Genomic DNA, 5,336 nt, shown 5'->3' with positions numbered 1-5,336 from the left:
GCCCTGCACGACCTCGCCCCTACCGGCACCCTCCGAGCGGCGATCAACCTCGGCAATCCGGTGCTCGCCCGATCCGGGGCGGACGGCCCGGCCGGCGTGTCGGTGGATCTCGCCCGGGCGCTGGCGCAGCGGCTCGGCGTGCCGGTGACGTTCGTCACGTTTCCCGGCGCGGGCGCCGTCTCGGCCTCGGCCCGGTCCGGGACCTGGGACATCTGCTTCCTGGCGATCGACCCGCAGCGCGCCGAGGGCATCGCCTTCACGGCCCCCTACGTGCTGATCGCCGGCAGCTACTTGGTGCCGGCCGCCTCGCCGATCCGGACCCTGGAGGCGGTCGACCGCGACGGAGTGCGCGTCTCGGTGGGACGCGGCAGCGCCTACGACCTGTTCCTGACCCGTGCGCTGCGCCACGCCACCCTGGTGCGGGCGCCGACTTCGGCGGAGGCGGTCACGGCCTTCGCCCGGGACGGGCTCGATGTCGCCGCCGGGGTCCACCAGCCGCTCGCCGCCTATGCGGCCGCCCACAAGGAGGTGCGGTTACTGCCGGGACATTTCATGGACATCCCGCAGGCGATGGGCCTGCCGGTCGGCCGGGACGCGGGGGCGGCCTTTCTTGCAGGTTTCCTGGCGCAGGCGAAGGCGCACGGATTCGTCGCGCGGAGCCTGGAGGCCAACGGGCAGGATCCGGGGCTGGCGGCGCCGTGAGCCGAGCCGGGTTCTCTATGCCGCTTCGATCAGCTCGATTCGCAATGCGAAGCCGGCCGAACTAGCGATGTTTACGAGCGCATCCAGCGAGAATTTATCGAGTTTCCCGCGCATCAGGTCGTTGAGGCGCGGGCGCGTAAGACCGAGCCGCGCGGCCGCGCTATCTTGCGACAACTCCCATGATTTGACCCGTTCTCGGATTGCAAGCAGCAGGTCGGCGCGTGCCGTCATGTTGGCGGCTTCGACAGGCGTGTCGGCCAGCGCCTCGAAAACGGTGTCAAAGGTTTCCGCGTTCATGCCTCGGCCTTCCAATCCTTGAGGCACTTGGTCGCGACATCGATATCGTGCTGTGAGGTCTGCTGCGTCTTCTTCTGAAACGCATGAAGGACCAACACACGATCCGGAAGCGTCGCCAAATAGATGATTCGGAATGCTCCCGAGCGGTCTCAGATCCTTATCTCCCTGACACCCGGAGCCACGGTGGTGATGGGTTTCCAATCATCCGGTTCAAAGCCCAGCTGGACAGCGCGTAATTCCACGCCGGACCTGTAGCGAATGGCGTCCGGAAAAGACTAAAGTACCTTTCGGCTATCACCCAAGAACGTGACAGGCTTCACGACGAGTCCCCGAACTGTATCGAAATCGATACACCGCTGCAAGGCATCCGGCTTGAATGCTGCAGCCGGCGGGAGCGCGCATGTCGTATCGCTTGCAACACACTCTGGTTTGCCGACGGGTTCAACCACGTCTTGTCTTGCTACGTAATTAGGGGGCGGGCAGAACATACATCCAGCCCGCCCCCTTCACACCACCAAGTTCACGATCCGCCCCGGCACCACGATCACCTTGCGCGGCGGCTTGCCCTCCAGGATCTTCTGGACTGTCTCCAGGGCCAGGGTGGCGGCCTCCACCGCCTTGGCGTCGGCGTCGCGCGGCACGGTCACGTCCGCGCGCTTCTTGCCGTTGATCTGGACCGGCAGGGTGATCTCGTCCTCGACCAGGAGCCCGGCCTCGGCCTCAGGCCAGGGGGCCTGGGCGGCGAGGCCGGGGCGGCCGAGCGTGGTCCAGCATTCCTCGGCGAGGTGCGGCATCATCGGGGCGATGAGCTGCACCAGGATGCCCGCCGCCTCCGTCGCCGCCGCGCGCGAGACCGGCCCGCGCAGCCCGTCCTCGAGGGCGTTGGCCAAGGTGTAGATGTGGGCGACGCAGCGGTTGAACCGCAGGCGCTCGATATCGTCCTGCACGGCGGCGAGCGCCCGGTGGGCGGCCTTGCGCAGGGTGAGGTCGGCGGCGCCATCCCCGCTCGCGGCCAGCGCGGCATGGGTCAGCCGCCAGACCTTCTGGACGAACCGGGCAGCGCCCTGCACGCCCTCCTCGCTCCAGATCACGTCGCGCTCGGGCGGCGAATCGGAGAGGACGAACCAGCGCGCCGTGTCGGCCCCGTAGCTCGCGATGATGTCGTCCGGGTCGACCACGTTCTTCTTGGACTTCGACATCTTCTCGATCGAACCGATCGCGATCGGCGCCTGAGTTTTCACGTGAAACGCGCGGCGCTCGCCCTCCTCGGTGGAGAAGCGGATCTCGGCGGGCGGCACCCAGGCGCCGGTCGCGTCCTTGTAGGTCTCGTGGACGACCATGCCCTGCGTGAACAGGCCGGCGAAGGGCTCGGAGACGCCGGCCCAGCCGGTCTCGCGCATCGCCCGCATGAAGAACCGGGCGTAGAGCAGGTGCAGGATCGCGTGCTCGATGCCGCCGATATACTGGTCCACCGCCAGCCAGCGATCGACCGTGGCGCGGTCGGTGGGGGCGTCGGTGAGCCAGGGCGCGGTGAAGCGCGCGTAGTACCAGGACGAATCGACGAACGTGTCCATCGTGTCGGTCTCGCGCCGGGCCGGTGCGCCGCATTGCGGGCACGGCACCGTCCGCCAGGCCTGGTCGCGCTCCAGCGGGTTGCCGGGCTGGTCGAACGAGACCTCCTCGGGCAACTTCACCGGCAGGTCCGAGACCGGCACCGGCACCGGGCCGCAGGACTCGCAGTGGATGATCGGGATCGGGCAGCCCCAGTAGCGCTGGCGCGAGACGCCCCAGTCGCGAAGGCGGAACTGGACCTTGCGCTTGGCCACGCCCTCCTGCTCGAGCCGGCGCGCCACGGCCTCGAAGGCCTCCCCGGTGGTCATGCCGTCGAGGAAGCGCGAATGGATCATCCGCCCGTCCTCGACATAGGCGGTGGTGGTGATCAGGAACGCCTCCGGGTCCTGCCCCTCGGGGCAGACCACCGGGACGTTGCCGAGCCCGTACTTGTTGGAAAAGTCGAGGTCGCGCTGGTCGTGCGCCGGGCAGCCAAACACCGCGCCGGTGCCGTAGTCCATCAGCACGAAGTTCGCGACGTAGACCGGCAGCGTCCAGGCCGGGTCGAGGGGGTGGCGGACGGTCAGGCCGGTGTCGAAGCCGAGTTTTTCAGCGGTGTCGATCGCCGCCTGGGCGGTGCCGGTGCGCCGGCATTCCTCGATGAAGGCCTGGAGATCCGGGTTGTTCGCGGCAACCGCTGCCGCCAGCGGATGGTCGGCCGCGATCGCCAGGAACCGGGCTCCGAACAGGGTGTCGGGCCGGGTGGTGTAGACCGTCACGGACTCGGCCGCACCGGCCGGAGGCCGGGCCAGGGCGAACCGGACTTCCAGCCCCTCGGAGCGGCCGATCCAGTTCTTCTGCATCAGCCGGACTTTCTCCGGCCAGCGGTCCAGCCCGTCGAGGGCTGTGAGCAGATCCTCGGCGAAGTCGGTGATCTTGAAGAACCACTGGGTCAGCTCGCGCTGCTCGACCAGGGCGCCGGAGCGCCAGCCGCGCCCGTCGATCACCTGCTCGTTGGCGAGCACGGTGTGATCGACCGGGTCCCAGTTCACCTTGGCGGTGCGCCGGGTCACCAGGCCCTTGTCCAGGAAGTCGAGGAACATCCGCTGCTGGTGCTTGTAGTAATCGGGGTCGCAGGTCGCGATCTCCCGGCTCCAGTCGAGCGACAGGCCCATGGCCTTCAGCTGGTCGCGCATCGACGCGATGTTGGCGTAGGTCCAGTCCCGCGGGTTGACCTTGCGCTCCATGGCGGCGTTCTCGGCCGGCAGGCCGAACGCGTCCCAGCCCATCGGGTGGAGCACGTTGAAGCCCCGGGCGCGCTTGTACCGGGCGACCACGTCGCCCATCGCGTAGTTGCGCACGTGGCCCATGTGGATCCGCCCCGACGGGTACGGGAACATCTCCAGCACGTAGTATTTCGGGCGCCCGTCGGCATTGTCGGTCTCGAACAGGCGTTGCTCGGCCCAGGCGGCCTGCCAGCGCGGCTCGGCATCCTTGGCGTTGTAGCGCTCGACGGGCTGGGGGGCGGTGCTGGTCATGGGTCCGGCGGGGTCAGAGGCTCGGCGGCTGATCGGGGAGAGCCGCGGCACGGTTGCGGCCCAGTAGCATATCTGCGCCGGAGCCGGTCAACGGATGCATGGGTCCGGGCTTGCGCGAGGCGCGCAACGGCATAGGTCGGCGGGGCAAGGGACCGATGTCCCATCAGGACAGGCACGCGATGGACGACGCGATCACCGGGCAGACCGCTCCCGCCACAGACGGGATGGGGCAGCCCACCGCCAAGCTCCCGGTCGGCGAAGCCGATGTCGCCGCCGGCCTGGCCGAGGTGCGGGCCGCCATCGCGCAGGCGGCCGAGGATTCGGAGCGCGACCCCGCGGAGGTCCGGCTGGTGGCCGTCTCCAAGACCGTGCCGGCGGAGGGCATCGTCCCGGCGCTCGAGGCGGGGCACCGGGTGTTCGGGGAGAACTACGTCCAGGAATCCGTCGCGAAGTGGCCGGACCTGCGCGCCCGCTACCCGGATGTCGAGCTGCACCTCGTCGGCCCGTTGCAATCCAACAAGGCCCGCGAGGCGGTGGCCCTGTTCGACGTGATCCACGCCCTCGACCGGCTGTCGCTCGCGGCGGCGCTCGCCAAGGAAATCAACCGCGCGGGTCGGACCCCGACGCTGCTGATCCAGGTCAACACCGGCGCGGAACCGCAGAAGGCCGGGGTCCTCCCGGATCAGCTCGCCACGCTGCTGGCCGAGTGCCGCGACACCCACGGGCTCGCGATCCAGGGCCTGATGTGCATCCCGCCCGCGGAGGACCCGCCCTCGGCCCATTTCGCCCTGCTCGCCCGCCTGGCGCGGGATCACAACCTGCCGATCCTCTCGATGGGCATGAGCGCGGATTTTCCGGCGGCGATCCAGCAAGGCGCCACCCATGTCCGCGTCGGGACCGCCATCTTCGGGGCCAGGACCCGGAAGGCGTGAGCCTCACCCGATCCGCAGACGCGTGCGCGGGCCGAGGCGCCCGAGCAGGCGCAGCAGGTCCGCCCGGGCCAGGGCGACGCAGCCCTCGGTGGGGCGGTAGCCGTCCCGGGCGATGTGCAGGAAGATCGCGGAGCCCCGCCCCTTCCGGATCGGCGCGCGGTTGTAGTCGAGGTCGATCACCACGTCGTAGAGCCCGTCGTCGCGCCACATCGCTTCGGCGCTGACGCCCGGGGCCGGCAGGCGGATCGGCCGGTTGTAGCGGCGGTCCCGGCGGTCGTCGCACCAGCCGTCCCCCGGCCGGGTCGCCCGCAGGGGC

General features: G+C 69.5%; 5 protein-coding genes and 1 pseudogene. 2 read left to right on the top strand and 4 right to left on the bottom strand.

Annotation, left to right across the window (positions count from 1 at the left end):
- Positions 1 to 3: 3 nt before the first annotated feature.
- Positions 4 to 702 (top strand): ABC transporter substrate-binding protein, encoded by a 699-nt coding sequence (locus FV228_RS19315; protein WP_210247811.1) that lies wholly within the window; start codon positions 4 to 6, stop codon positions 700 to 702.
- A gap of 15 nt (positions 703 to 717) precedes the next feature.
- On the opposite strand, the gene FV228_RS19310 is transcribed toward FV228_RS19315, so the two are convergent.
- The 3 genes and pseudogenes from FV228_RS19310 to leuS all read right to left on the bottom strand — a co-directional run bounded on the left by FV228_RS19310 (position 718) and on the right by leuS (position 4,088).
- The gene (locus FV228_RS19310; protein ID WP_147856101.1) at positions 718 to 999 is read right to left on the bottom strand and encodes an XRE family transcriptional regulator; all 282 of its coding nucleotides are present in this window, start codon (positions 997 to 999) and stop codon (positions 718 to 720) included.
- Positions 996 to 1,259 (bottom strand): annotated as a pseudogene (locus tag FV228_RS19305) (type II toxin-antitoxin system RelE/ParE family toxin). The gene FV228_RS19310 and the pseudogene FV228_RS19305 overlap by 4 nt, the downstream one beginning before the upstream one ends.
- A gap of 246 nt (positions 1,260 to 1,505) precedes the next feature.
- Positions 1,506 to 4,088, bottom strand: coding sequence for a leucine--tRNA ligase (leuS, locus tag FV228_RS19300; protein ID WP_147856100.1), 2,583 nt, complete (start codon positions 4,086 to 4,088; stop codon positions 1,506 to 1,508).
- Positions 4,089 to 4,267: 179 nt separating this feature from the next.
- Here leuS and FV228_RS19295 point away from each other — a divergent pair, with 179 nt between their 5' ends.
- Positions 4,268 to 5,020 (top strand): YggS family pyridoxal phosphate-dependent enzyme, encoded by a 753-nt coding sequence (locus FV228_RS19295; protein WP_147856099.1) that lies wholly within the window; start codon positions 4,268 to 4,270, stop codon positions 5,018 to 5,020.
- A 3-nt stretch (positions 5,021 to 5,023) separates the two neighbouring features.
- Here FV228_RS19295 and FV228_RS19290 read toward each other — a convergent pair.
- A partial coding sequence (locus FV228_RS19290) for a L,D-transpeptidase family protein (RefSeq protein ID WP_147856098.1) occupies positions 5,024 to 5,336 on the bottom strand: 313 nt, incomplete at its 5' end.

The organism is Methylobacterium sp. WL18, assembly GCF_008040015.1.
In the GTDB taxonomy this organism is placed as follows: Bacteria; Pseudomonadota; Alphaproteobacteria; order Rhizobiales; family Beijerinckiaceae; genus Methylobacterium; species Methylobacterium mesophilicum.
The sequence above is the reverse complement of the archived record's forward strand: the minus strand, read 5'-3'. Positions and strand labels throughout refer to the sequence as shown.

Excerpts from the sequence above, each read along its gene's own strand:
- leuS (WP_147856100.1), bottom strand. The coding sequence starts at position 4,088 with ATGACCAGCACCGCCCCCCAGCCCGTCGAGCGCTACAACGCCAAGGAT.
- FV228_RS19310 (WP_147856101.1), bottom strand. The coding sequence starts at position 999 with ATGAACGCGGAAACCTTTGACACCGTTTTCGAGGCGCTGGCCGACACG.
- FV228_RS19295 (WP_147856099.1), top strand. The coding sequence starts at position 4,268 with ATGGACGACGCGATCACCGGGCAGACCGCTCCCGCCACAGACGGGATG.